We start from the raw sequence: 26,267 nt of genomic DNA, 5'->3' as shown, positions 1-26,267 counted from the left end.
AATTCTTCAAAATTAACCTTTAATCCCTGAGTTTGATATACCTTCAATATATTGTCTCTGGAAGATAAAGAAAAAGATGAGAATTGGTAAAGTAGATAATACTACACCAGCCATAATTAATGGTGTGTTTTCAAAAACCATATCTTTCACACTATTTAAACCTACGACTAAAACATATTTTTCAGGGACATTCGCTAATGTACTTGGGATAAGATAACTATTCCAAGTGCCCGCAAACGAAAGGATTGACATGGTAATAAGCGATGGTTTTGCTAATGGATAGACAATTTTCCAAAATGCCCCCATTTTCGTTAATCCATCAATTCTAGCTGCCTCAATTAACTCGTTGGGCACGCTTCTAAAAAATTGTTTAAGCATAAAGATATACAGGCTCTGATATAGAAATGGAACGGTTAACGCTAAAAAAGTGTTTAACCAGCCGATTTTCGCCATATTTACATAAACAGGTATTAAAATCATATGATAAGGAATCATCATCGTGGCGACGACAATCCACTCAATTAGCTTTTTCCCTTTGAAATTTAGTTTCGCCAGTGCAAAAGCTGCCATTGGGTTAATAATCAAATTACCAATGATGACAACACCTGTCATGATTACTGTATTAAACAGCCACTTTGGCACATTATAAGCATCGTTTGTAAAAAAGGTCTTGTAATTATCGAGTGTCCAGTGGCTGACTCCAACCACTTTATTAACGTCTTCCATCCCCAAGAAAGAAGTGTAAACAGTATATAGGAATGGCAAAATAAAAAAGATTCCTAGAATGATAATGATCGTGTAATTACTCAGTTTAAAGAATCTAGCTTTTGTCTCCAATGATGTCACTCCTTTTCATCCAGGAATTTTTTTTGTAGGAACGTAACAAACATAATAATAAAGAAGAATAAGATGACAGCAGCGGAGCCGTATCCAATATTCATATAGCGAATACCGTGCTGATAAAAGTAGGTTACAACCGTACTAGTTGCTCCTGCCGGGGAACCTAATGCTCCATACCTAGATATAGCTGCAATTTGGTCGTAAATCTGGAATCCCAGAATAGTAGAAACCGATACAACAAAAAAGGTAATAGGCTTTAATGACGGTACGGTAATGAAACGGAATTGATTCCATTTAGAAGCTCCGTCCATTTCACTTGCTTCATATAATTCTTTCGAAACTTCCTGAAGGGCCGATAAATAAACAATCATACTAAATCCAGCCTGTTGGAAAATAAATAATATACACACAAATAACAGTGCATAATGGGTATCAGCGAACCAGGTCGTATTACCAAATCCGAAGATAGAGAAAAATTTCGTTACAAATGTGCCTTCCTTAAAGAGCATCATAAACACTGTTGTAATTGCAATTTGTGAAGTAATATATGGGATAAAGAAAACAGTCCTGAAAAGACCTTTTCCTTTAATTTTCTGATTCACAAGTAAGGCCATTATTAGTCCAAGAATGGTTTGAATTGGAACGGCTATTATCACAATCTTCAATGAATTTAAAACAGCTCGATAAAATTGCGGATCCTTCAATATCTTAATATAATTTCCAAAGCCGATAAATTTCGCCTCATTAAGTGCTGCAAAATTTACATCCTGAAAACTTCTGATAAAGGACTCAATAAACGGGTAGAAAAACCACCATCCCCATAGCACTAAAAACGGCAGGGTGAACACCCAGCCAACAAATTGATCCGAATCAGCTGCAGTGCGGAACCATGACTTCTTTATCTTTTCTTTGCTATGAATCTGTCGAATGGTGTTTACTCCTACACTACTATTTGTATTGTTAGCCATCTTAATCCTCCTTTAACTTTCAGTAACATCCTCTTGTATGAATGATAAAAAGTATTCCCGATGCCAATTGGAATCGGGAACTTAATATGACTAAAATTGTTTTTGGATACTATCAAGTATTTCTTTAGCAGATTTATTTTTACCGCCTAAAATAACATCCTCAAGCTGCTTTATCAATTCGTCATTGAATTTCTTAGTTTCCTTTGGATAACCGAAGTCTGTGCTATACTCAAGCGCTTCCTGAACTTCCTTAAATTCTGGATTTTCTTCAAAGTATTTAGCAGACAAGCTCGGAATAGATGGGTTAACACCAGTCTTCATAAAATCCTTCTGAACGTTTTCATTTGTTAAATAGTAAGCCGCCTGGAGCGCTTCTTTTTTATGCTTTGTATCCTTTAATACCACATATGCATCTGAAATCATGGTACTTGCATTTACAGTCCCTTTAGGAACAGGAATAACTGCATATTTCAATTTAGGGTTTGCATCTTTTAAGTAACCTTTATACCAATTACCACCAGTTGTCATCGCAGCTTTTCCGTTTGCGAATACTTCTCCATCCCAGCCATAACCAAGTGTTTTTGGCGTTACCGCTAAACCACTTTTGTATAAATCCAACACTTTTTGTAAACCTTTAACATTTTCAGGGGAGTTAATCGTTTTCCCATTCCCCCAGTCACCGCCGTAACTTTTGATTACATTCGTAATATGTAACGGATGAAGATTCAAGCCAATTCCGTAAACATCTTTCGTTTTAAGCTTCTTTGCAACAGTCTCAACTTCATCCCAAGTTGTTGGATACTCACCAAGTCCTGCTTTCTTCCACATATCTGTATTGATAAAGAACATAGCTGGCATTTGATTAAATGGAAGACCGTATTGCTTTCCTTCCACTTTCCAAATATCGGCTCCAGCCGGGTTGTAGCGCTTCATGTCTACTTTCGCTGATGCAGTTAAATCATCCAGTGGAGTAAATAAACCTTTGTTAATGTACTCAAAAGCACCTTCATTAGAAATTTTTATAAAATCTGGTGCTACTCCCGCAGCAATTTCACCAGGAAGGTTGTTCCAAAACTGTTCACTGCTTGGATACTGTTTTACTTTCAGTTCAATATTGGGATATTCTTTCGAAATTTCCTTCGCAGCTTTTGTATATACTTTTAAGTCCTCTGCTGCACCCCAAAACCCAAATGTTATCGTAGTTTTCCCGCCGGATTTATCTCCGCTGCCGGAAGCGGATTCACTTTTTCCACAGCCTACTAAAGAGATAACTAACGTCAAAATAACTAATAGTGTTACTGCAAACCTTTTCATTTATATCCTCCTAAATGCTCATTGTTTATTTGATATTATAATAATAACGCTTTCATTCTTAAAAAAAAATTAACCATATTATGATTAATTTAAGAAAAAAACACTTTCATTCTATTTTTTATCCTCAATAATCATAGACTTTAAGGAAATGTACTTTTCTTTATTCAAATCACACTTTCTCTTTTCTAAAATCTTTTGGGGACATCCCTTCATACTTTTGAAAGACAATTGCAAAATGAACCTGGCTTTTAAAACCAACCCTTTCAGCAATTTCATAGATTTTTAATTTATAGTCTTTTAAAAGAGATTTTGCTTTTTGAATACGAATTTCATTTAGATAATCAAATAGACCTTTTTCAACCTCCTTCTTAAATAATCTGCTTATATAATTGGGACTAACAAGGAATTCCTCTCCCAAACTCTTTAATGAAATAGATTTATCATAATTGATTTCAAGATAATCCAAAATACTTTTTATGATAGGGCTATATCCCTTATTTTTATTAGTTCCCCGCACCGAGAATATTGCCTCGAAAAGCTGATGGTAAAAAACCGAAAGCTCTTCAAATGTTTCTATATGCTCCAGTTTGTCACTATATCCTAAATATTCATATGTTTCTTCAACCATAAACAAAAGACCTTCATATATTTTCGCAACTTCATCCTTCCCGTGTTTCTGCTTACTTTGAAGGAACTGTTCCCATGCTGTTAAAGTGTTTAGGAATTTTTCATAGTTTTCTTCTCTTAATTCTTTTTTCATTATCTTAATGAAGGTTTCTTCCTGCTCATTGGCACTCACGTCTTCGAATTTTTGAAAATAAAAGATAGGATGGTTCGCATCATAGAATCCATGGCCTAGTGCATGTTTCGCCTGCTGAAAGGCATTTTTTATATCTCTTAACCTATCAGTCGGTTCACTGATTCCATATACTGTTTCAATATTTAAAAATCTCTTTAATGCTTGGTTGATGTTATTTGCTTTTTCATAAATAAATGTATAGGTGCCTTGCTTACTCTTTATTTCACTATTACTGAAAATCAGCGAAAACAAGTTATCCTCTAGTTGTAAAAACTCCACTTCCTTGTGTTTAGCTAACAGCTCCGTTAACAAATTCAAGATCGAATTTTGCAATAGGTCGACTTTATTATCGCGATATCTTTCAAGGATTTTTTTATAATTCTTCACCTTAAATAACACAACAGAAATGTTATTCCTCTTCAAGTGCAACTGCTCCACTGCATCTATTTTTCCTAATAGTAAATTCTTAACAAGGACTTCCTTTGGTTTTGACCCATGGGAATATGTAATTTCTTTCTCCGTTTGTTCGATCGACAAATCTTTTTGGATTTTGGAAACCACCTTTAAAATTTCCTGATCATTCATATTTGGTTTATGGAAATAATCATCTGCCCCTAATTTCATTGCCCTTTTTACCGTTTCGAGGTCATCGAAGCTGCTTAAAATGATCACTTTGGAATCGATTCCTCGTTCTTTCATTTCTAATAAAACTTCCAATCCGTCCTTTTTAGGCATTTTAATATCTAGCAAAACAAGATCTGGATTTCGCTCCAGCATGAGCTGAATAGCTTCCTCCCCATCTCCTGCTTCTCCAACGATATTCATATCATACGACTGCCAATCAATTGACGACTTTATTCCGATCCGTACTAACGGTTCATCATCTACAATTAGGATTCTCATAAAAATCACCTTTTTCTAATCACTATTAAACGGTCACTTTATTACTGGAATAATTAATTTGGCCAATGTGCCGCCAGCCTCCTGGGAGGTTATCCACAATCCGTAGTTGTCTCCAAAATTCAACTGAATTCTTTTTCTAATGTTGCTTATCCCGATTGAATTCAACTGGTCACTACCTTCTTTATTCGACTGTTCACTATCGTAATTAGTATCTGCTATCCCCCTGCCGTTGTCAGAAACCTTCATGACAAGGTCTTGGGAATCTTCAAAAATCTGAATAGCTATTTTTCCTTTATAATCAATATCATCAAAAGCATGAAAAACAGCATTCTCAACTAATGGTTGAAGAAGAAACTTGATAGTTTTATATTCCAATACAGAAGGTTCAATCTCGAATGAAACTTCAAACTTATTAAAATATCGGAATTCCAATATCTTTGTATAATTTTTAATAAATTCTACTTCCTCTTTGATTGTCACCTGTTCATTTACCGTTTTAGCTGTCAGCCTAATAACAGACGAAAAAGCACTTAAAGCCTCTTCAATACCGCTGGCACCTTGAATTTTGGCCATCCACTTTATGACATTGATGGTATTATACATAAAATGAGGTCTAATTTGCGATTGAAGTGCCATTAGTTCCAACTTCCTTTTTTCTTCCTCTTCATTATAGATCCTTTCAATTAACCTTCTAATATCGGATAACATGATATCGATTGTTTTGCTTATTTTACCGATTTCACCATGCTCTATGTCCATTTTTACATTCATATTCCCATCAGAAACCTGTCTCATTTTTCCCTCTAAAATGGATAATGGCTTTGTAATGCTTGTCGCAATGTAAAATGACATCAAAACGGCTAGTAATAGAAAGACAACACTTGTAATGATGATGATTTTTAAAAAGGTGGAAAGATAATCAAACAATTCTTTTTTTGGAATAATGGTTACTGATTTCCATTTTGAAGTGTTGGAAGTAGCCGTAATTAAATAAGAGTCCTTATTTTCTTTTGTTTCCTTTCTAAATCCATCTATATAATTAAAATTCTCTCCTAATATCGTAGCTGCTTTGGTTCCAATTTCTTTTTTATTTTTGCTATAAATAATCTTTTTTTTGTCATCAACAAGATAAAATTTTGTATGTTTCGTGAAGTGAATATCACTCCATAAAGTTTTTAGTTTTTCAATCGATATGTTTATCAAAATAAAACCTAACTGATCTTGCGTATAGGGGTTTACGATTCCCCTTCCTATTGAAACAACTGGCTTATCTTTGTAGGAAAAGAGTTTCTCCTGATGAACACCAACAGGGACGTAGGTACCGCCACTTTTCAAAATTTCTTGTATGTACGGTTCTAAGTAAAAATCATCTCTAAAATAAGCATGGTCCATGTACTCTAGATTGCTTCGTCCAACAATTAAATTATTCTTCCCCTGGTAAATAAGGACCGAGTCAATGATTGTACTAAATAAAAAAAAGTTGTTCTCAATTTTGCTATTAACCGTATTAAAATCACGCTGTCTTTCTAAAAGGGGATACTTGTAGGTTGAATAATCCTTTTCCATAATCTGATAGATTTGTTTATCCTGATAGGGGTACATCGACAAGGAAAGTAAAGGATGCAGTGCAGTATCAATGTTTTTGACAATTTGTCGGTTGTTCGCAACAGCCGCATCCAATAACATATCACGATTGGAATTGACAAATAACCAGGACAAACTTCCACCAATAATCGTAAAAGATAAAACAATAAAACAGGAGAATGAGATTATAAGCTTAAATCTCAACTTCAAATGTGAAAACCATTTCTTTATACTTTTCATTTTAAAATCCACTCTTTAACCTAAATTTTGCTACATTAACTATAGTTAGCTATGTAAATATTCATTATATTATAACATGTATATACAACTTAAATTAACTTTGGTGTCAGGCACTACCTGTTGGTGCCTGACACCCATATTGACACCCAATTAAAGGAAATTTTTAAAAATGCGTCTTTTCTTGGTATAATAGATTATGTTTTTCAGATAAACTTGAGGTGAAGTTGAAATAAATAAATTAACGTATGATAACGATTTGGATATGACTCTCCAAAAAGGTACGACCTTTATATATACTTACGCCTATGCTGAGGATGAACGCTCTTTGTGTGCTTTGGAAATGCGCTCATTATTCGGTGAGGTGTCTCAATCTAATGTCTTGGAAAGTTTCGTAAAAATCGATCCAAGTCGAAGCCCGTTTATTAAAGAAAGAATTACGGTGTTATATGAGGTGGAAAGCCTTGAGGATCTTTTTATACAGGTAGAAACTTTACAACTAAGCGGAGCAACGTTTAAAGTCACCTATGTGAAAAATAGTGGTCAGGCAAAAAGTGAACAAGAAGGATTCGAAAACCGACGTGCCATTGAACGAGAGCTTGGCATACACATCAATGGTCAAGCAGATCTTCGTCATCCTGATCGATTGTTTGGCGTCATGAATATAGACGGAAGTTGGGTCTTCGGTGAGTATGTAAAAAGTGAGTCGGTTTGGTTTCGGCATCAAAAGAAGCCAAACGGTTATTCCACAGCGCTCAACACACGTGTGGCTAGAGCAGTGGTAAATATCGCCATCCCCAATCCAAACGGAATTAAGGCCATCGATCCTTGCTGTGGAATTGGAACCGTCCTTGTTGAAGCTAGGTCGATGGGAATTGATATTGTCGGAAGTGACCGCAATCGACTTATCCTTCCTGGAGCACGAGAAAATATGATACACTTTGGTCTTAGCGGAGAAATAAACTTAGCTGATATTCGCGAAATCACCAATCATTATGATGTAGCCATCATAGATTTGCCTTATAATTTGTGTTCGGTAATAACCCCTGACGAGCAGTTGGAAATGCTCCAAAGTGCACGTAGGATTGCTGACAAAGTGGTCGTCGTTACAGTTGAATCTGTCGATGAAATCCTTATAAAAGCAGGTTTTTCGATTATTGATCGTGCTGTTGCTAAAAAAGGGTTATTTATACGAGAAGTGATAGTATGTAATTGATAAGGCTCCATCTTTGCCTATTCATTAATAATATAACGTAAGCTTTATTAAGTTTTATCGTAACGAAAAGAGGGGAATGTATGAATAAACAGTCCATATACGGATTAACTATAGATCAATTGGCTACTTGGCTTATCGAGCACGGTGAGAAGAAGTCGAGAGCACAAAAAGTATGGGAATATCTTTATCGAAAGCGTGTAACAGCTTTCTCGGAAATGACAGAAGTAAATCAAGCATGTCTTCAATTACTGTCAGACAACTTCGAAATCCAAACCTTACAGGAGCATATTAAACAAGAATCAGCTGATGGAACGATTAAATTCTTGTTTAAACTTCAGGATGGCAATTTGATTGAAACGGTTTTAATGCGTCAGAAATATGGCCTTTCTGTTTGTGTGACAACTCAAGTAGGCTGTAACATTGGCTGCAGTTTTTGTGCGAGTGGTTTATTAGCAAAAAGCCGGGATTTATCGAGCGGGGAAATTGTCGAGCAGATTATGAACGTTCAACTGCACCTAGACAAAAAAGGGCAAGGTGAAACGGTCAGTCACGTAGTCGTTATGGGGATTGGTGAACCATTTGATAATTTTATAAACCTAATAGACTTTATCAGGGTGATTAAAGATGATAAAGGGCTTGCGATTGCGGCTAGACGGATCACCGTGTCGACCAGCGGTCTCGCGGACAAGCTTATTGAGTTCACGGATATGGGGCTGCAGGTAAATCTTGCTGTTTCCTTGCATGCGCCAAATAATGAGCTTCGTACGCGTATTATGAAAATAAACCGTGCGATTCCGATTGAAAGATTAATGCAGGCGATGGAGTATTACGTAGAAAAGACTAACCGTCGGATTACGATTGAATATATTTTGCTGCGAGATGTAAATGATCATAAGCAAGAAGCTGAGCAACTGGCCGAACTTCTTCGCCCTCTCGGACAGCAAGTCTATGTAAACTTAATTCCATATAATCCGGTCGATGAACATAGTCAATATCAAAGAAGTGAACAAGAATCAGTCCTAGCGTTTTATGATTCGTTGAAAAAGGGCGGTATTAATTGTAAAATCCGCCAAGAACACGGAACAGATATTGATGCCGCGTGTGGACAATTACGAAGCAAACAAATCAAAAAAGCTGAAGCAAAATAATTTCAGTCCAAAAAGGTTATGTTAAACAAGGTATTTTGTTTAATATGACCTTTTTTGTTTATTCGTTTTTTATGTCGGTGCGGATTTCGACATTGTTTTCTCCATTTCCCGGGAAAAAATCCTGTTGATAAAAGGATTTATATAGAATCTAATCAAACGTTTGGTTAGTAAGGAATTATCGGGAAACCTGTCGATGGATGATTTATTACCGATGAAAGTCCTATTATCGACTTGTTTTTTATTTTAATAGCGGAAAAATATAACTGGGGCTGTTTATTTTTATATACGCTGATAAAATTTGAAAAAACATAAAAAAAGGTATCTAAATGATATTTAGACACCTTCGTTTTAGTTACTTGTTATCTTTATTCAGTAAACTTTTTAAAAATCAATGTGGCATTATGACCGCCAAATCCTAATGAGTTGGATAGCACTACTTGAACATCCTTCTCCTTTGCCACATTGGGGACATAATCTAAATCAAGTTGTTCATCAGGTGTTTCATAGTTAATGGTTGGAGGAATGATACCTTCCTTGATGGCTAATAGAGAAAAAATGGCCTCAATAGCCCCTGTTGCTCCCAACAAGTGCCCCGTCATCGATTTCGTGGAACTGACAGATAAACTATAGGCATGTTCCTTGAAAACCTCTTTAATGGCTAATGTTTCATACAAATCATTATAATAAGTCGACGTTCCATGTGCATTGATATAGTCGACTTGTTCAGGGGAAATCCCAGCATCATCTAATGCTAATTTCATTGCTCTCCCAGGTCCATCTCCGTCTGGTGCAGGTGTAGTAATATGATGGGCATCACCCGTAGCTCCATATCCTATCAATTCCCCATATATATTCGCACCACGCGCTAAAGCATGCTCTAATTCTTCTAGGACCACAATTCCTGCGCCTTCCCCGATGACAAATCCATCACGATTCTTATCAAAAGGCCGGCTTGCTGTGTTCGGATCTGGATTTTTTGAAAGGGCTGTCATATTAGAAAATCCCGCAACGGTCATCTCTGTAATCGTTGCTTCTGTTCCGCCAGCAATTATCATATCCACATTCCCCTTTTGAATAACGCGGAATGCATCACCGATTGAATTGGCGCCTGACGCACATGCTGTAACCGAACAATTGTTGATTCCTTTTGCTCCAAGTGCAATCGAAACTTGTCCAGCCGCCATGTCCGGTATAAACATGGGAATAATAAACGGGTTGACTCTTCTTTGACCTTTTTCAATAAACTTCCGGTGTTGTTCCTCGAATTCAGCTAGCCCGCCAATCCCTGATCCAATCCAAACGCCCACTCGCTCAGGTTGAACATTCTCACCGATTTGGATTCCTGCATCATTGACAGCCATTTGACTTGCAGCCACAGCAAACTGGCTATAACGCCCCATTCTTCTCGCTTCTTTTCTATCCATAAATTCTTCTGGTGCAAAGCCCTTTACTTCCGCTGCGATTTTGATATCCACTTTTTCCACGTCAAATATGGTGGCTGGACCAACACCTGATATACCCCTTTTAATCTGTTCCCATGTTGAATGAGCATCATTCCCCAAAGGAGTGACTGCTCCAATACCTGTAATCACTACTCTTTTATTCATATAATGCTCTCTCCCACTCATTCTTCAAAGTAATTTACCGACGAATTATCATCCTTTATAGTTTAACTAATTTAGAGTGGTTGGACAAATTGATATCGAACTATCTTTAGATATAAGTTTATTTTGTGTAAGCAAATGGATGTCGCTTAAGCATATCAAAGTTTAACTTCACATCACCTATTTGGGACAGGTGAATGTTGTTTTCAGTTTCATAAATCCGTACATTAGGCGGGCATTTCTACCTTTTTGCGTATGAGGATTTATTTTTGATTCAAGGCATTTCATAAATTGCTTATCACAGTAACACGGGGAATTCCCTCGGCTCAGACAACGATCATGCTGGTAGCAGCAGCCATCTACATCATTAATTGGACTACCCGGCCCGCTGCATCCTGGCCCACACCATCGATAACCTGGAAAAATACAAAGAGGCAGCAGGCTCTTTTTACTACGTTTCAATCATTTACACCTCCTAGAAGTTTATTACTATATTAATATGGAAAAATATAAAACCTGATTAGACATGCTATCTAAAAAGATTACCTGACCCCAGTACCTATCTGATTTTAAAAGTGGAACTCACGATTGATTTTGTTTTCGCTATGAAGTTTCAAGGTTCTCTAACAAGCTATCGTGGAATACATTAAGCATAATAGGTTTTTACGGCTTATAGGTTTAATCAAAAATTTTTACTTGAAGGGGGAATCTATACCTATGGATGTTTGCATTTCTTGTGGGGAGGAATTGTCCAGATTTGAACGGAATAGAAGTGAATGTTGGGAGTGTATGGATACAACCACTGAGTCCTATGGAGAAGAGGAATAATTTATTTTAAATACTGACTATAACCACTTTATTTTTAAAATACAAGAAAAGCGATACGACCCATGTATCGCTTATTTTTATGTACTTAAGTATTTTCCAGTCCTTAAAGTCTACCACAGATGGACAAACTGATGATTTGTCCATCTGCGGTGCCTGACACCATTTCTTATTCCTTCATTAAACATGTTAATCCCATTCCCATAAATGTGCAGAAAAACTACAAGATTAGCACACCTTAATCTTTCTAATGAATATATTAATTTGAAAATCCTTATTGAAGGAGGAAGCAAAATGGGAAGTAGTAAAAACAAAAGTAGTAAAAACAAAAGTAATAAAAAGAAAAGCAATTGTAAAGGTAAGAAAAATTGCAGTTGCAAGAAAGATTGTTTATGTCGCATTCTAAAGAAGTTTAAGCATAGCGAAGTGACTATTAGAACTAAGTCTGGCGATTTCTTTACCGGGGAATTAAAATGTGTAACAAACGACTGCTGCGTCAAAATCATTGAGCCAGGTATGGTGTCACCTTTTGTTACTGAGCGGTTGACAGTTATCCGTTGTAAGGACATCGAAAGCTTTTCCGTCGATTTACTCAGCTCAGGAAGCTCAGGAAGCTCATGCAGCTCAGGAAGTCACGGTAGCTCAGGAAGCTCATGCAGCTCAGGAAGTCACGGTAGCTCAGGAAGCTCATGCAGCTCAGGAAGTCACGGTAGCTCAGGAAGCTAACCAAATCAAGGCAGTAGTACGACACTACTGCCTTACTTTTTTGTATTAACGTATTTTTCAATCGAAGCGGTGTGGACGATGAAACGACTTTCCCTTCTTAAAAGCGATTCCCTTGCATCTGAATGATGGTGCAGAGGGTCAGTATAGCGCAAATACGTATAGTGTTCCTTCGATAACGAATACATTTTCAGCCCACTTTCAAAGCAAAGTCGCTGAAAACCACTATCCTCGCCAACATCCACATTGGGAAAGCTAACTTTATCGAGGATTTTTTTCTTGAAGGCGAGCGTGGCCCCGCTTAGAAAATACGCGCTTTTATAAGGAACATTGTTCACAACCCACCGATTTTCACGATTAGGATTATACAAGCGTAATTCATTATTTTTTTTGAAGTAAATATAAAAGCTGCTCTTACCCACCACGTCTGCGTCTGTTTGAACAAGGGCCTCATACACTTCCTTTAAATATTCGGGACCGTAATAGTCATCATCATCCATTTTTGTCACAAAATCATATTTCGCTAAACGAACCCCTTTATTTAAGCACGCTCCCAAACTGACTTCCTCTGGAATTTTGAGAATTTGATATCCAACGCTATCCACTTCCATTACCGTAGAATTAACAATGATAATAAGCTCTTTTTTCACTAAAGTTTGTCTGTGAAAATTCTCGAAAATCTTCGGTAGATAGGCTTGGCGATTCGTGCAGGCAACGACGGAAATCATTAGCACCTGCCCCCTTCCCACACATACTCCTCAAACGAGTCCGTCACCACAATCCGTTTGCAATGTTTTTGGAAGGTCTCATCAAGAACCAGCCAGGAATGCTGATGATTCTCTTGATAGCGGATCAGTACATAATCATCTAGGCTCCCTGAATATAATGTTAACTTCTGATTTAGGCAATCCTTTTGAAATTGCACATCCTCGCCGCTATTTAACGCCTGAAACTGAACCTTGACGAGCACATCCTTTTTAAAAACTAACGTCCCTCCGGCCAGAAACACCCGGTTATTTTTCAAAAAGAGAGAATGCATCCGCGGACGAAAGGTCGTTAACAACTTATCTTTTTTAAAATAAACATAGATCCCTGCTTTCCCAACGACATTTGCACCTGTTTCCTTTAGGATTTGGAGGGCATGATCCAAATAGTCTGGTGAGTAATAATCATCGTCATCAAATTTAGCTACAATCTCATATCTGGCCTGCTCAAAGCCGAAGTTTAAACACTCCCCCAAGGTTTTTTCTTCATCTAATTGAAAAACGCTTATATTCGGCAAAGCAGCTAAATTTTCTCGTTTCATCCCATTCTTATTCAAGATAATAATGAGTTCTTTTTCCTGGACGTTTTGCCTCGTGAAGTTCTCGATGACACGTTTCAACATGTACTCCCTGTTCGTACTTGTGACAACAGTTACCAAGTAGACCCACCTCCTACCCATACCAATCTTTATCTATTTCATAGTATGTAAGAGACTGCAAAAATAGAGGTGAATCATGGATAAGAAAGTGTTAATTACGGGAGTGGCGGGATTCCTTGGGTCACAGCTGGCAAAGGATTTACTTGCAGCCGGATGCGTTGTCGTTGGAGTCGATAATTTATCATCAGGAAAAATAACCAACATAAAGGGCCTCCCAGAAGACCGGTTTATTTTTAAGGAGATGGACGCCTGTTCACGGAAATTACTTACTGGCTCTGACTTTAAAAACGTCAAGGAAATTTACCATCTTGCCTCCGCTGCCTCTCCAAAATATTATCAAGCAAGCCCTTTTGAAACGATTAATGTTAATACGATAGGAACGAAAAATATGCTCGAACTGGCTAAGAGGAATCAAGCGAAAATTGTTTATACCAGTACAAGTGAGGCCTATGGCGACCCGGAAGTTCATCCGCAGCCAGAAGCCTATAGAGGCAATGTCAATACATGGGGCCCCCGTGCCTGTTATGATGAAGCGAAGCGATTAGGTGAAGTCCTTTGCTATTTGTACTTTACGGAATATCAAACAAAGGTAAAGGTTGCACGGATTTTTAATACGTATTCGGCTGGATTGGCAAACGATGATGGCCGGGTGATCTCTAACTTTGTCACGCAAGCACTAAAAGGCGAAGATATTACCGTTTATGGTGATGGAACACAAACACGGTCGTTTTGCTATGTCACCGATACGCTTAACGGACTAAAGCTTTTAATGGAAAAAGACGAGGCAAATGGCGAAATCATCAATATTGGTAATCCAATCGAATATCCGATAATTGATTTAGCACATTTGGTAAAAGCATTGACAAACTCAGAAAGTAACATCACTTTTCACCCACTGCCGGAAGACGACCCGAAAGTCAGGCGGCCTGTCATAGAAAAAGCAAAGGAATTACTAGGATGGGAACCTTTAATAACATTGAATTCGGGACTTGAAGAAACGATTAAAGAGTATAGAAGAAAGATATTGTAAATCAAATAAAAGACCCATTCAATTATGAATAGGTCTTTTATTGCATTTAGTTATCACTGTTGAAATTGTCAGTTGACTTACTTAAGGCCTCAAGGTATCCAAATCATAAAAAAGTTTTTTCTGTATGACAAACCTTTTCTTCTATAAAAACGTAAAATCTCAGCAATTTGTTGATTTGCAACAAGAATAATTCCATCAATTTCATTTGATTGGTATAAAGAATAGGCTTTTTTAATATTTTTAAGGTCTTGTTCAAGAAAACTCATCATTAAATAATGATTTTTATGTTCCAGATTATCCTTATAGAATTCAATATTGTTTTTTGTACCTAGTATTAACAGTTTTGGTTTCCTCTTTAAATGTTGAAACCGAAGCTCCGAAATACTTTTAAAGGTGCTGAGTAAAATCTCGTTCATTGTATCAATTTTATTACTATGTGCAAGAGAATTCCCATGAATTCTATATTTATATAGTACTTCCGGCACCCTGGAAATTTCACCTTCTTCAAACATTCTCGTCCAAAGATCATAATCATAAGCAATTTTAAATGTTGGATCATATCCTCCAATATTTTCATAGGCTTTCTTAGAGAAAAAGCCAGTGCCATGGCACATGGGTGTACTGTAGAATTGTTCATTTCTGAAATGTTCTTTGCTGTTAAAAAAAACCTCTTCCCATTCAAGAGCACTTTGCTCAACCCGATCATTTCCAGGGATACATTTAATGAATGAACCAACAGCTACAAGCCTAGAGTCAGACTTTATATATTCTAACTGCCTTTGCAATCGATGCTCACTGCTAACATCATCGGCATCTTGAAGGGCAATCCATTGACCTTTTGCTTCATTAATTCCAATATTTAAGGCATTGGCTGCCCCGCCATTCTTCACTAAATGAATTACCTTCACTCTTGGATCTGTTATATTATCTAAAATCTCTTTTGTTTTATCATTGGAGCCATCATTCACAATAATATATTCAAAATGTGGAAATGTTTGTTTAAGAATACTTTCAATCGATTCCTCAAGGTACTCTTCACCATTATACACTGCTGTTACCACTGATATTTCCATAGTTACTACACGACACCCCCGATAAACAATTTGATTTATCATATGCATGATAAAAAAATCTGGAATCCGTCTACACGAAAAGAAATCGAGTGAATAAACTAAAAGGACCATTGAATGAATGAAGGTGAAGGAGATTGATATGAGAAAGGTATATTGTGTAGGCATGATAAAAAATGAGGCAGATATTATTGAATCATATATTCGATACCATCTTAATATTTTCGATGGTATTGTCCTCTTAGATAATGGGAGTACGGATCGTACTCTAGATATTATCCAGCAATTACAATCAGAAGGTCTCCCAATTTATTTGCGACATGACGATACACTGGAGTATGTTCAGGGAGAAAAAACTACGGAGTTAATCAACTATACTTTCGACCAATTTGATCCTGATTTTATTTTCCCATTAGACGTGGATGAGTTTTTAACGGCTCCAAACTATTCTGGAAACCCGCGAAAATTGGTGAACAAATTATCAACTAGTAAAGTTTATTACCTTGAAAGAGAATATACTTATTTCCCTATCCACCTCAATGAAAACGAGTTGTTTATACCGAAAAGAATTACGTATGCAAGTCCTATCAAAGATTATTGGCCCAAAGTAGTCGTTTCAAAAAAAATTTGGAAAACCTACTCCCCTTCTATTTCAGGTGGAAACCATGATTTACTATTTGATAAAAGAAATGTCAAAGTTGAGATTTCACAAAACCTAAAATTAGGGCATTTCCCATATCGATCTTTGGAACATCTAAAATCAAAAATAACTGTGGGGTGGATTAACACGCTTGCTTCTTATAACTATAGTGAAGGCCATAATTATCACTGGCATACGCTCTTTGAGGAACTTAAAAAGAATAACTTTAATCTAAGTGTAGATGCCATTCTAGAGCATAACGAAACATATGTTCCAATGGACTTTTCCTTTTGCCATTCATTGGATTTAAAATACACATATCACAATGAAGTAAGTGCAATAGGCAACCTATTAAATTATTGTGAGTCCTTAGCAATTCACTATAGAGAAATGGATAAACTACGACGTGGAGGTTGATCAATGAAACCGATTTCGATAGTTGCACTTAGTAACGATAATTACGCAGTTCATTTAGCAACCATGCTATTATCCTTATTTGAAAATAAATTGACTGAAACCAATTATCAAATCTATATTATCGATGGAAATTTATCCATCGATAATAAATCGAAAATCAATAGCCTCCTCCAAAATTATAACACCTCCCCTATCTATTTAAATGTGGACCCGAGTATTTATAAACATTTCAAGGGATGGGGCCATGTAAGTCGAGAAGCATTTTATCGGATATCTATACCTGATCTTTTAGATAAGAGAATAAAAAAGGCAATCTATCTAGATAGTGATTTGATTATCAAAGGGGACCTCCGAGAATTATGGGAGAATGAGCAATTGGAGAATCATTTCTTAGGGGCTGTAGAGGACCCTGTTGATTTTTCTGGAATAAGACTGCCGAATGGCTATAAATATTTTAATTCGGGTGTCCTGTTAATGAATCTTAAAAAGTGGAGAAAATATAAAATTTCAAACAAGGTCCTTAATTTTATTAATAAAAATCCTAAAAAAATCATTTGGTGGGATCAGGATGCCCTCAATGCGATATTATACAATAAATGGTTTCCACTCGATTACAAGTGGAATTATCAAGTCTTTAGGATGGGGCATTTGAACATTAGCCCAATAATTATTCATTTCAATACAGATGTAAAACCTTGGAATGGTGAGACCTATCTTAAAGAAGAATATTATTATTACAGGGATCGACTAGACTGGTAGATAAATAGTACTAAACAAAGAAAATCCCGTCATTTACAAGTGTACGGGATTTTCCTTTTTTCACCTGAATATTTATAGGCGCATTCTTTTTAAGTGAGTTTTAAATTTTGGAAGGTTTATGATGATGTCATCTCCTCCTGTCCACCTATTTTCACTCTGAGAAACATGCCTGACTAATTGACCAATAAAATAGTCATACTTCAAATTGCCCAATGAACTTATCGCCCAATAATGGGGGATAATATAGGTTGGAGTAAAAATTTCAAGGACCTTAGTCCCAGGCTGACAGAAGGTTAAATTTGTTAAGGCTGCTCCGTGTGCAGCAATGATGACTTCAGCGGAAGAAAAAAGCTGAACCTGATCAGCCACTGAGAGAGATTCCAAATCAACTTTAACAAAACCATATTTGGTTAGTACCTTCATTACTTGTTCTTCATTCGTGATTTTTCGCGACCATTTTCTGCTGATGAAGATTCTTTTTCTATCAGAGGATGTTAACATAGTGTCTCTTAAAAATGCTTTTCGTAAAAAATCATATCCCCATTTTGTCGGGAAAGCTGGTTGAGAAGGAATAATTAAATTTTCAGCCTGACCATGAAAACCACTGTGTGTCTTTATTAATTGATCATCCGCTATTCCAAGTTGATGTAAGGTTTCAGGTTGGTAAGGTTGTTCCGATTCAGTATTCACGATAAACCGATCGACTGTTAGACCACTCTGCTGAAGCAAATCAATCCGGGGAATTACCTCATACATCCAATGATAATAATTCCCGCTGTAAACATGTGTTAGGTTTGCCGCTTTTTTAATGTAAGCAGCCTCTGGCAATGCTTTCTCTTGAAAAATGGAATGATTCTCGGGAATAATATGCACACGCTCAACAGATACGTCCCAAATTAGATGATTATCAGGAGTAATGATTGCTCCATTCGCACCCCATACACGCGCATTCGGAATAACTGCGACATCACCACCCGCAAATTCACCAGGATACCATGAAGGAGGACAAGGAGGACGACGGTCAATACTACTTGAAACAGGAGTTTCAGGGTAAATTTTCTTCATATCAACTCCGTTTGAAAAGGATCCATCCTTTGCAGCAATCCAATCTTTTATAGAATGAAAGATTCCAATCGGCGGCAGTATATGATTCAAAAAAAACACTCCTATTCTTATTTGTTTTTCTTCTGTCATGGCATTAACGTAGGACTACTCCTTAATATTATTTATTCTTTATTGTTATTTAAGGTGTATAAAGGTTTAAAAAATTTAAGTAACATAAACCTTTAAACAGGAATAGTAATATAGAATGTATTCTTCTTTCATGATCCAATAAAGGTAACATTTTCTTAAAAAATTGGAGGCGATTTTTTTGGCTCACATACTGCCGCCTATTGGTATCCATAATATCGTAAAGGATTGGATTGAAGCGAACGTCGAATCAGATTCTCAGGGAGCAGTTTTTAAAGAAATTTACCCTGAAACTTCTTTTTCAAGACGTATGAAACGTCCTCCAACTCGCTATCCAACTAAATTAGAAGGTGGATCTGTCGGAGTGATTCCGAATGGACGCGTATGGGGACTAAATGGAGCGATTGTAACCTCAGATAATCATCTAATCTGGGATGCATCTTTAGAATTTGTCCATCCACGCTCCAATCATTCCATTTTTAAAGAGGAAACCTTACCCCCTATTTCACATCACTACGGACAAATAGCGGACCTCACACATGTAGTGGGCAGAAACTATTATCATTGGATGTATGAAGTGATTCCCCGTATTCATTTGCTGCAGCAAAGTGGCATAAATGTTGAGCGTTTTATTATAAAATCAGAACCTGACCATTTACCTTTTCAATCTGAAGCCTTACACCAACTTGGAATAACGGATGATCAATTAATAAAGACATACGATGGATTCCATATTCAAGCTGATCATTTAGTTGTTCCATCCCAGCCCTCCTTTGCAACAAAGTGGGGCTATGATTTCTTAAGAAAAACTTTTTTAAAAGAAGATAACATGAACTCCACTGAAAAAAAGCGAATCTACATTAGTAGAAAATGGTCTCGAATCATCACGAATGAGTCTGACTTATGGGATCTATTAAAGCAATATGGCTTTATCAAAGTTGAGCTTGAAACCCTTTCAGTCATTGAACAAGCCCAGCTTTTTTCAACTGCCGAAGTCATTGTTGGCGCACATGGAGCAGGATTTGCAAATTTGACCTTTTGCAGGCCAGATACAAAAGTGATTGAAATTTTCACTCCTACCTATATAACTCCCCTTTATTGGGTAATCAGTTCATTTGGAAAATTGAATCATAATTATTTTATTGGTCATTACGGAGGACTCAATCGTACTCAGGAAAATCGAGGATGGACTGGATTAGATAACATAACCATTAACCCCCACAGGTTTGCCGCTTTCATAAGAAGTATGAAACTTTAAAAACTATCCACTTTTCACAGTGGATAGTTTTTTAGTTATACCCGTTAGGATGCTTCTGGTGCCAGTTCCATGCAGTTTCAATGGTCGATTTGATATCGTATCTTGGTGCCCAGCCTAGTACACCGCGTATTTTTTGAGATGATGCCACTAACTGTGACGGATCTCCTTTTCGCCGCGGCTGAATTTTTACATTGGCCTTGGCGCCGGCAACCTGCTCACAGAGGTTAATCATTTCTAAAACAGATACGCCACGTTCATTCCCCAAATTGAAGATTTCCGCCGTTTTTTGCCCCTGATTTTTCAATAAATATTCCAATGCTAGAATATGACCCGCGGACAAATCGGTTACGTGAATATAATCGCGAATGCACGTGCCATCTGGAGTCGCGTAATCATTCCCAAAAATTTCTATATAGGGTGACTTCCCCTGTAAATGTCTTAAAATATTGGGAATTAAATGTGTTTCTGGATCATGATCTTCTCCTATTTCACCAGAATGATATGCTCCGGCCACATTAAAATAACGGAGGGCGATATAATTGAAGTCATCGCTATCTGAAATACTATTTAACATGGTTTCAACCATTAGTTTAGACTTTCCATAGGGGTTAATCGGGTTAGTTGGCAGCTTTTCATGGATGGTTGATTGATTCGGTATCCCATATGTTGCACATGTCGAGGAAAAGATAAAATGCTTAATATGGTATTCATTCATTTTTTGAAGTAAGCGAACGGTTTCCACAACATTATTTTGATAGTATTTAAGGGGATTAACAACAGATTCACCTACAAGACAGCTTGCCGCAAAGTGCATAACCGCCTGGATGGAATACGTTTTAAAAATACGTTCGAGTAGTTTTGGATCTCCCACATCCCCCTGAATAAAAATGGCCCGTTTATCTACTGCCTCGATATGCCCGGTTGTTAGATTATCTATAACTAAAAGGGAATAGCCCCTATCCGCAAGATCCCTGACGACATGGCTGCCGATATAACCGGCTCCACCTGTAACCAAAATCATCGATTATTCACTTCCTCTTTTTTTAAGTCAAGGCTGTGTTAAACTTGTCTGTTGATTTCCGCTCCATGCGCGTGCGGTTCGCGGGCGTTCCGCTCCAATCAACAGAGTGTGTAAAATCAACATTTAGCTTTAACACAGCCTAAGTCAAAGTAAAAAGAGCATGCAGAAATGCTCTTTTTTAATGATTAGAAACTCCAAAGTAATAGAACCCTAGTTTCTCCACTTTCTCCTTATCAATCATATTTCTCCCATCAAAAATATAGAGTTGCTTCATTAACGGCTTAAGGCTCTTCCAATTTAGATTTTTATAATCATCCCAATCCGTGCAGATGACGAGCGCATCTGCACCAGCAACGGTTTCTTCAATCGTCGGAAATTGGTGGGGTGCTCCCATTTTCACAATCGGATCATGTGTCCTAATCGTTGCTTGTTCTTCTAATAATCTATTAATCAAAATGAAACTAGGTGACTCCCTTGTATCATCAGTATTCGCTTTAAAGGATAACCCGAGCACGGCAATGGTCTTATTCTTCAAATCGCTGCCGAGGGCCTGTTTTACTTTTTCAATAAAATAAACAGGCTGATCCGCGTTGACTTTGACTACTGCTTCAAGAATGGATATAGGATTTCCCTGTTCCTTAGCTGTTTGGATTAACGCATTGACATCCTTTGGAAAACAGGAGCCGCCGTAACCCAATCCTGCTTTTAAGAAATGCGGATTAATCCGGTGGTCGAGCCCGATTCCGTTCGAGACATCCTTCACATTTATGGCGAGGTTGTCACAAACTCTTGCTAACTCATTGATATAGGAAATTTTCAAAGCGAGGAAAGAATTGGCTGCATACTTAATCATTTCAGAGGCTTTTGGGTGCGTTTCGACGATTGGGCAGTCGAAGTCTTTATATAATTCTCTCATGATTGTTCTGGCTGTTTCACTCGTTGTGCCGATGACGATTCGATCAGGATTCATTGCATCCTGAAGAGCGGAACCCTCGCGTAGAAACTCGGGATTAGAGACAACATCGAATGGAATCGGGGCTGTTTGATTTTCCTCTATTACCTTCGTGATTAGCGTTGCGGTCCCAACCGGAACGGTGCTTTTTGTAACGATGACCTTGTATTGGTTGATGTTCTGACCGATCGATGCAGCGACATTTTTCACAAAGATCAGATCCGCACTGCCGTTAGGTCCCTGCGGGGTACCGACGCAAATGAATATCAGATCATTCTCTTTTATTGCCGTTTCTGTATCTTTTGTAAAAGTAATATTATGAGAATCGATATGCTTTTTTAACAGGGCCTCAAGTCCTGGTTCATAGAAATGGAGTTTACCAGTCTGCAAAGCTTGGATTTTTTGCTCATCAAGGTCAAGGCCGGTTACCTTGTGACCCAGTTCGCAAAATATTAGTCCTGTAGTGGTTCCCACATATCCATTTCCAATTATTAAGATTTTCATTGGTTCTTACCTCTCCTTTGAATCCCAAATATAATTAATGAGGTCGACATACTCGGACATTTTAGCTATGTCAAAGCACTTGCCTTCTACCTCCAACCCAAAGCTTGTATATTCTTTCGCCATTGCTTTAATCGCATCGGTTAATTGAATCTCACCACCTACACCCGGTTTCACGTTTTCAAGATAGGAGAATATGGTTGGATTAAAAATATACCTGCCAATCACAGCTAAATCCGATGGAGGTGATTCTTGCGGCTTTTCGACAATATCTGTAATTTTATATTGTGTGTTTTTGAATAGTTCTGGTTGAATCACTCCATAATTCTTTAACTGGGACGGATCCATTTTTTTAACCCCGACGATATTTCCCTTAACTTCGGTGAACATATCAATTAATTGTCTTAACGGTTCCTTTTCGTTGGAAAGAATAATTTCATCAGGAAGCATGACGGCAAAAGGTTCATTTCCTACAAATTGCTTGCCAAGAAGGATGGCCTCCCCTAATCCACGCGCATAGGTCTGCCTAACATATTGAAAATGCACATTTGGAAGACTGATTTCCTTTAATAAATGCGTCTTATTTCTTTCTTCTAAATACGTCTCTAATTCTACCGACCGATCGTAATAATCAAGGATCATATTTTTTGATCTTGATACCACAATTAGAATTTGCTCGATTCCTGAATTAATCGCTTCCTCCACTATAAAATCAATCGCCGGCCTTCCACATATCGGCAGCATCTCCTTCGGCAAAACTTTCGTGATCGGCAAGGTTCTTGTTCCATACCCCGCTGCAGGAATGATTGCTTTCCTTACCATGTCTCTTCCCTCCTAGCGTACTAGTATTAATTTATTCCAAAAGGGAAGGGGAGGAAGGTTGTCCACATAGAAAGGGCAGTAAAATGGGAAGGTGTCCAAGTGTGGCAGAAGAAAAAAAATCCGGCCCCATTTTGAATGGGAACCGGATTACTAATGGATTCTACTTTTCTAAAAAGATAAGTCCGTGTATGGCAGACATATGTCCGCTAATGGTGCCTGACACCATCTAAAGTGAGTCTTAAAAGTGGACAAGTAAAACCATTAATCTCCACTACCATTACTTTCCGCTCTTTTACCAAACAAATAATCCAACAATCATCGCACTTAATAAAGATACTCCCACTCCACTGACCAACAGCTTCCAGACATTTTTTCCGATGATACTTGATTTTTCCTCACTAAGGATCGAATTAAACGTTCCATAAATCATCCCGACTGTACTAAAGTTTGCAAAGGAAGTTAAGAACGTGACGGCCACAGCGACTGTATGCGGAGCAAGTCCACTGATCTTGCCTTTTAGGTCCAACATCGCAACAAACTCATTGGTCGCTAGCTTTATTCCCATTAGTTGCGCCACATACATCGCATCATCCCCAGCTAAACCAAGCAAGAACGCGAATGGGCTAAAGATAACTGAGAAGATTTTTTGGATGGTCAACCCTTTCACAACGAATCCTAAAATTCCATTTATACCTGCGGTTAAGGCAACATAACCAATTACCATTGCCATGATGACAATGACCATTTTGACACCAACAAGCATACTATTTGAGATAGTTGAAAAGAAATCTTTTCGCTCCTCTTTTGAAGGGACATAAACAATATCTTCCTCTTTACTCACCTCAACAGGGTTCAGCATGTTGGCAATCAAAAGTGCGTTCAAGCAATTCAACGGAATTGCCACAAATACATATGTCGCTGGAACCATTGTTAAGTAAGCCCCAATAATCGAACCGCTGATGCTGCTCATACTCATGATTCCAAACGTTAGCAAGCGATGTTCCTTTAATACGGTCAACTGCTGACGAATAACGGCCAGGGCTTCTGTATTTCCAAGAAACATCATCTGGATTGAAAAGAAACTCTCTAGCTTTGGCAATCCAGATACTTTTGAAATGAGCCAGCCCACTTTATCAATGATCCACGTTAAGATTCCGAAATACGTTAAAATATCAAAGAACGTAATAATGAAAATAATCGGCATTAACGCACTAAAAAAGAAATCCACATGCTCGTTCGCCATCACGGATGGGAATACAAATGAAGTCCCTTCGTTCGCACAAGCAATTAACCAGTTAAAAAACGATGCTATTTTATTAATAATCCATGATCCGATTTTGGTCGATAACATAAACCAGGTGATCGCTAATTCAACAACCAATAACGTCAAAATGGATTTCCACTTAACGTTTCTTTTATTAGGCGAGCAAAAATAAATAAGAACGAGCATTACTAATACTCCAAGTACATTAAACAAAAAATACAAGTTATCAACTCCTCTGGTTTATTATTCCCTAAATGTTTTTTTGTATAGCAAAAAGTCCTCATCTTTTCATACCTTCCGCCACAGGACAGAAAGCATGAAAAAGCAAGGACTGCTTTATTTACAAAAAAATATATTTATTATTAAAAATGCTCCCTGATTGGTGAGCGCCCAGTAGCTTATTTACGATAGGGGTCACATCCCTATCGTTTTCTTCCTATATATTACTCAAAAAGCCCCTTTGTCTAAAGGAGTTTTTTGAGGTCGGTTATTATTTACATCCATGGAGAGACAGTAACTAATAACCTAGAAGAGTCAATCTCTCCCGCTGCGGTTCTTAAAGCTAGGTCAGTCTCACTTAATTTATAATTATGGGAATTCATGATAGCGAGAGGAAATTTTCCTGAAGAAACGAATTCTACCGCCATTTGTACCGACTTATGACTATGTCCACGAACTCCTTTAATAGTTAACGATTTGTTGTAAATTATATCGAGATCAAATTCATTGAAACGTTGGTTTTTCAAAGCTCCTAATAAAACTGTACCTCCTGTTTTTACCACTTCTAATGATGAGATGACAGGGTCAGTCCCTCCACTAGTTACATCAATAACCAAATCAGCCATCTTTCCACTGGTTATTGCATAAACCTTTTCAATCAAATCCTCTGAACTCACATTAACCGTATAATCAGCACCTAGTTCCAGGGCCAACTTCAACCGCTCAGCACTACTATTTCTTCCAGTAATAATTACCGTTTCAGCTCCTGCTGCTTTTGCTGCTAAAGCGCATGCAAGTCCTTGCTGGCCTGGACCTTGAATAACAACGACATCCCCGGGTCCGACCTGACCTATGATTCTCATCCATTCAAAACCGTTCGATAAAGGCAATGTTAATGCAGCCTCAATGGCCAAAACATGAGAAGGAATTTTGTGGATTACGGCATTAGGATGTAAGTACATATATTGACTGAAACCACCATAAAGCGATGGTTCCTTAGCAATTGGAGTAGCACCATATCTTATTCCATTAACTTTTGGATTTGTGTTGGAACATAAACGATATAAACCGGTCCGACAAAGTTCACATTGACCACATGGGATATACTCCTCCATGACAATTCGGTCGCCTTCTTTAACTCCCCAGCGCTTTGAGGCTAATTCACCAATTTTGTGTATATGACCAACTACATGGTGACCTAAAATCATGGGTTCTTTTAAATTATTGTAATAAGAAACATCCGTTCCACAAACTCCTACAATTTCTACCTTTAAAATTCCTGTATCTTCCCCGATATCTGGTAAATTAACTTCTTTGATTTCTGTATGATTTGTATTGGTTGCTACCGCAGCTAATGCTTTTTCTCCCATTGAAAACCCTCCTGAATTAAAAAGTAATTTTTGGCATAGCACTTATTACATCACGACACAAGCATGTCGCGTGAAGTAACTTAATTTAAATCCCCTTGCTTAATTTTAGTACCTATACAAACTAATTTTTCTAAAACATGTTAAAAAAAACGCATAAACCTCTGAAGAC

At 37.5% G+C, this 26,267-nt stretch carries 23 protein-coding genes; 7 read left to right on the top strand and 16 right to left on the bottom strand.

Going from position 1 to position 26,267, the window contains the following annotated elements:
• Window positions 1-12: 12 nt before the first annotated feature.
• The 5 genes from CCK98_RS03895 to CCK98_RS03875 form a co-directional block, all read right to left on the bottom strand.
• Window positions 13-837, bottom strand: coding sequence for a carbohydrate ABC transporter permease (locus tag CCK98_RS03895; RefSeq protein ID WP_088085367.1), 825 nt, complete (start codon window positions 835-837; stop codon window positions 13-15).
• A gap of 5 nt (window positions 838-842) precedes the next feature.
• A complete protein-coding gene (locus CCK98_RS03890) occupies window positions 843-1,808 on the bottom strand; it encodes a carbohydrate ABC transporter permease (RefSeq protein WP_088085366.1) in 966 nt (321 codons plus the stop codon).
• 90 nt (window positions 1,809-1,898) lie between these two features.
• Window positions 1,899-3,122 carry an ABC transporter substrate-binding protein gene (locus tag CCK98_RS03885; RefSeq protein WP_088085365.1) on the bottom strand — a complete coding sequence of 408 codons (1,224 nt, stop codon included), beginning with the start codon at window positions 3,120-3,122 and terminating at the stop codon, window positions 1,899-1,901.
• Between the two features lie 169 nt (window positions 3,123-3,291).
• Window positions 3,292-4,824, bottom strand: a complete 1,533-nt coding sequence (locus tag CCK98_RS03880; RefSeq protein ID WP_088085364.1) for a response regulator — start codon at window positions 4,822-4,824, stop codon at window positions 3,292-3,294.
• Window positions 4,825-4,857: 33 nt separating this feature from the next.
• Window positions 4,858-6,543 carry a sensor histidine kinase gene (locus CCK98_RS03875; protein ID WP_256942250.1) on the bottom strand — a complete coding sequence of 562 codons (1,686 nt, stop codon included), beginning with the start codon at window positions 6,541-6,543 and terminating at the stop codon, window positions 4,858-4,860.
• A 439-nt stretch (window positions 6,544-6,982) separates the two neighbouring features.
• Between CCK98_RS03875 and CCK98_RS03870 the strand changes: the two genes are divergently transcribed.
• Window positions 6,983-7,861, top strand: a complete 879-nt coding sequence (locus CCK98_RS03870) for a TRM11 family methyltransferase (protein ID WP_256942524.1) — start codon at window positions 6,983-6,985, stop codon at window positions 7,859-7,861.
• 80 nt (window positions 7,862-7,941) lie between these two features.
• Window positions 7,942-9,009 (top strand): 23S rRNA (adenine(2503)-C(2))-methyltransferase RlmN, encoded by a 1,068-nt coding sequence (rlmN, locus tag CCK98_RS03865; RefSeq protein ID WP_088085362.1) that lies wholly within the window; start codon window positions 7,942-7,944, stop codon window positions 9,007-9,009.
• A 365-nt stretch (window positions 9,010-9,374) separates the two neighbouring features.
• On the opposite strand, the gene fabF is transcribed toward rlmN, so the two are convergent.
• Together fabF and CCK98_RS03855 are read right to left on the bottom strand one after the other, a co-directional pair.
• The gene (gene fabF, locus CCK98_RS03860) at window positions 9,375-10,616 is read right to left on the bottom strand and encodes a beta-ketoacyl-ACP synthase II (protein WP_088085361.1); all 1,242 of its coding nucleotides are present in this window, start codon (window positions 10,614-10,616) and stop codon (window positions 9,375-9,377) included.
• Window positions 10,617-10,793: 177 nt separating this feature from the next.
• Window positions 10,794-11,075: a phospholipase gene (locus CCK98_RS03855; RefSeq protein ID WP_088085360.1), complete on the bottom strand. Its 282-nt coding sequence runs from the start codon at window positions 11,073-11,075 to the stop codon at window positions 10,794-10,796.
• A 657-nt stretch (window positions 11,076-11,732) separates the two neighbouring features.
• Here CCK98_RS03855 and CCK98_RS03850 point away from each other — a divergent pair.
• Window positions 11,733-12,164 (top strand): hypothetical protein, encoded by a 432-nt coding sequence (locus CCK98_RS03850; RefSeq protein ID WP_088085359.1) that lies wholly within the window; start codon window positions 11,733-11,735, stop codon window positions 12,162-12,164.
• Window positions 12,165-12,196: 32 nt separating this feature from the next.
• Here the strand turns inward: CCK98_RS03850 and CCK98_RS03845 are convergent, their stop codons facing one another.
• Both CCK98_RS03845 and CCK98_RS03840 read right to left on the bottom strand, forming a co-directional pair.
• Window positions 12,197-12,889 (bottom strand): glycosyltransferase, encoded by a 693-nt coding sequence (locus CCK98_RS03845; protein WP_088085358.1) that lies wholly within the window; start codon window positions 12,887-12,889, stop codon window positions 12,197-12,199.
• Window positions 12,889-13,584, bottom strand: a complete 696-nt coding sequence (locus tag CCK98_RS03840; protein WP_179195702.1) for a glycosyltransferase — start codon at window positions 13,582-13,584, stop codon at window positions 12,889-12,891. Before CCK98_RS03840 ends, CCK98_RS03845 begins: the two co-directional genes overlap by 1 nt.
• A gap of 76 nt (window positions 13,585-13,660) precedes the next feature.
• Here CCK98_RS03840 and CCK98_RS03835 point away from each other — a divergent pair, with 76 nt between their 5' ends.
• Window positions 13,661-14,614, top strand: a complete 954-nt coding sequence (locus CCK98_RS03835; RefSeq protein WP_088085356.1) for an NAD-dependent epimerase/dehydratase family protein — start codon at window positions 13,661-13,663, stop codon at window positions 14,612-14,614.
• Between the two features lie 89 nt (window positions 14,615-14,703).
• Here the strand turns inward: CCK98_RS03835 and CCK98_RS03830 are convergent, their stop codons facing one another.
• Window positions 14,704-15,687: a glycosyltransferase gene (locus CCK98_RS03830; RefSeq protein ID WP_088085355.1), complete on the bottom strand. Its 984-nt coding sequence runs from the start codon at window positions 15,685-15,687 to the stop codon at window positions 14,704-14,706.
• Window positions 15,688-15,826: 139 nt separating this feature from the next.
• Between CCK98_RS03830 and CCK98_RS03825 the strand changes: the two genes are divergently transcribed.
• Together CCK98_RS03825 and CCK98_RS03820 are read left to right on the top strand one after the other, a co-directional pair.
• Window positions 15,827-16,741 (top strand): glycosyltransferase family 2 protein, encoded by a 915-nt coding sequence (locus CCK98_RS03825; RefSeq protein ID WP_088085354.1) that lies wholly within the window; start codon window positions 15,827-15,829, stop codon window positions 16,739-16,741.
• 3 nt (window positions 16,742-16,744) lie between these two features.
• Complete coding sequence (locus CCK98_RS03820) at window positions 16,745-17,500, top strand: glycosyltransferase family 8 protein (protein WP_088085353.1); 756 nt, start codon at window positions 16,745-16,747, stop codon at window positions 17,498-17,500.
• Window positions 17,501-17,572: 72 nt separating this feature from the next.
• On the opposite strand, the gene CCK98_RS03815 is transcribed toward CCK98_RS03820, so the two are convergent.
• On the bottom strand, window positions 17,573-18,664 hold the full coding sequence (locus CCK98_RS03815; RefSeq protein WP_256942523.1) for a DUF563 domain-containing protein: 1,092 nt from the start codon (window positions 18,662-18,664) through the stop codon (window positions 17,573-17,575).
• Window positions 18,665-18,872: 208 nt separating this feature from the next.
• Between CCK98_RS03815 and CCK98_RS03810 the strand changes: the two genes are divergently transcribed.
• Complete coding sequence (locus CCK98_RS03810; protein WP_088085351.1) at window positions 18,873-19,949, top strand: DUF563 domain-containing protein; 1,077 nt, start codon at window positions 18,873-18,875, stop codon at window positions 19,947-19,949.
• Between the two features lie 31 nt (window positions 19,950-19,980).
• On the opposite strand, the gene galE is transcribed toward CCK98_RS03810, so the two are convergent.
• The 5 genes from galE to CCK98_RS03785 form a co-directional block, all read right to left on the bottom strand.
• Window positions 19,981-20,970, bottom strand: a complete 990-nt coding sequence (gene galE / locus CCK98_RS03805; RefSeq protein WP_088085350.1) for a UDP-glucose 4-epimerase GalE — start codon at window positions 20,968-20,970, stop codon at window positions 19,981-19,983.
• A 178-nt stretch (window positions 20,971-21,148) separates the two neighbouring features.
• On the bottom strand, window positions 21,149-22,426 hold the full coding sequence (locus CCK98_RS03800; RefSeq protein WP_088085349.1) for a UDP-glucose/GDP-mannose dehydrogenase family protein: 1,278 nt from the start codon (window positions 22,424-22,426) through the stop codon (window positions 21,149-21,151).
• 6 nt (window positions 22,427-22,432) lie between these two features.
• Window positions 22,433-23,245 (bottom strand): UTP--glucose-1-phosphate uridylyltransferase, encoded by an 813-nt coding sequence (locus CCK98_RS03795; RefSeq protein ID WP_088085348.1) that lies wholly within the window; start codon window positions 23,243-23,245, stop codon window positions 22,433-22,435.
• A 292-nt stretch (window positions 23,246-23,537) separates the two neighbouring features.
• Window positions 23,538-24,731 (bottom strand): nucleoside transporter C-terminal domain-containing protein, encoded by a 1,194-nt coding sequence (locus CCK98_RS03790; protein ID WP_088085347.1) that lies wholly within the window; start codon window positions 24,729-24,731, stop codon window positions 23,538-23,540.
• Window positions 24,732-25,003: 272 nt separating this feature from the next.
• Window positions 25,004-26,098 carry a zinc-binding dehydrogenase gene (locus tag CCK98_RS03785; RefSeq protein WP_088085346.1) on the bottom strand — a complete coding sequence of 365 codons (1,095 nt, stop codon included), beginning with the start codon at window positions 26,096-26,098 and terminating at the stop codon, window positions 25,004-25,006.
• Window positions 26,099-26,267: the final 169 nt, after the last annotated feature.

Source organism: Bacillus sp. OV166 (genome assembly GCF_900177675.1).
Lineage (GTDB): Bacteria > Bacillota > Bacilli > Bacillales > Cytobacillaceae > Neobacillus.
Note: the sequence above shows the minus strand (reverse complement) of the source record. Positions and strands in the feature narration are given on the sequence as shown.

Coding starts and splice junctions, on each gene's coding strand:
- fabF (WP_088085361.1), bottom strand. CDS start 10,616: ATGAATAAAAGAGTAGTGATTACAGGTATTGGAGCAGTCACTCCTTTG.
- CCK98_RS03885 (WP_088085365.1), bottom strand. CDS start 3,122: ATGAAAAGGTTTGCAGTAACACTATTAGTTATTTTGACGTTAGTTATC.
- CCK98_RS03845 (WP_088085358.1), bottom strand. CDS start 12,889: ATGATTTCCGTCGTTGCCTGCACGAATCGCCAAGCCTATCTACCGAAG.
- CCK98_RS03850 (WP_088085359.1), top strand. CDS start 11,733: ATGGGAAGTAGTAAAAACAAAAGTAGTAAAAACAAAAGTAATAAAAAG.
- CCK98_RS03800 (WP_088085349.1), bottom strand. CDS start 22,426: ATGAAAATCTTAATAATTGGAAATGGATATGTGGGAACCACTACAGGA.
- CCK98_RS03820 (WP_088085353.1), top strand. CDS start 16,745: ATGAAACCGATTTCGATAGTTGCACTTAGTAACGATAATTACGCAGTT.
- CCK98_RS03835 (WP_088085356.1), top strand. CDS start 13,661: ATGGATAAGAAAGTGTTAATTACGGGAGTGGCGGGATTCCTTGGGTCA.
- CCK98_RS03825 (WP_088085354.1), top strand. CDS start 15,827: ATGAGAAAGGTATATTGTGTAGGCATGATAAAAAATGAGGCAGATATT.
- rlmN (WP_088085362.1), top strand. CDS start 7,942: ATGAATAAACAGTCCATATACGGATTAACTATAGATCAATTGGCTACT.
- CCK98_RS03830 (WP_088085355.1), bottom strand. CDS start 15,687: ATGGAAATATCAGTGGTAACAGCAGTGTATAATGGTGAAGAGTACCTT.
- CCK98_RS03880 (WP_088085364.1), bottom strand. CDS start 4,824: ATGAGAATCCTAATTGTAGATGATGAACCGTTAGTACGGATCGGAATA.
- CCK98_RS03785 (WP_088085346.1), bottom strand. CDS start 26,098: ATGGGAGAAAAAGCATTAGCTGCGGTAGCAACCAATACAAATCATACA.
- CCK98_RS03890 (WP_088085366.1), bottom strand. CDS start 1,808: ATGGCTAACAATACAAATAGTAGTGTAGGAGTAAACACCATTCGACAG.
- galE (WP_088085350.1), bottom strand. CDS start 20,970: ATGATTTTGGTTACAGGTGGAGCCGGTTATATCGGCAGCCATGTCGTC.
- CCK98_RS03795 (WP_088085348.1), bottom strand. CDS start 23,245: ATGGTAAGGAAAGCAATCATTCCTGCAGCGGGGTATGGAACAAGAACC.